Source organism: Cupriavidus sp. SIMBA_020 (genome assembly GCF_046535395.1).
GTDB lineage: Bacteria > Pseudomonadota > Gammaproteobacteria > Burkholderiales > Burkholderiaceae > Cupriavidus > Cupriavidus campinensis.
Window position 1 is genome coordinate 1 of record NZ_JAWRWU010000857.1, and the last position, 263, is coordinate 263.

General features: G+C 63.5%; 1 protein-coding gene. It reads left to right on the top strand.

The genetic code is table 11. From position 1 onward, the window contains the following. A partial coding sequence (locus SB751_RS31820; protein ID WP_410749250.1) for an ATP-binding cassette domain-containing protein occupies positions 1–263 on the top strand: 263 nt, incomplete at both ends.

Below are 263 nucleotides of genomic sequence, written 5' to 3' on the forward strand. Positions count from 1 at the left end.
CCGATTTCGACCTGGTGTACGGATATTTTCCGCGGCTGTACGAACGCCGCCGCGGCCTGGCGGGCTATCTGTCGGGCGGCGAGCAGCAGATGCTGGCGATCGGGCGGGCGTTGATGACGCGGCCGCGGTTGTTGCTGCTGGATGAGCCGACGCTGGGGTTGGCGCCGCTGGTGATTGCGCAGATTTTCGACATCATTCGTGAAATCCGGGAGCAGGGCGTGACGGTGTTCCTGGTTGAGCAGAATGCGAACAAGGCGCTGCAG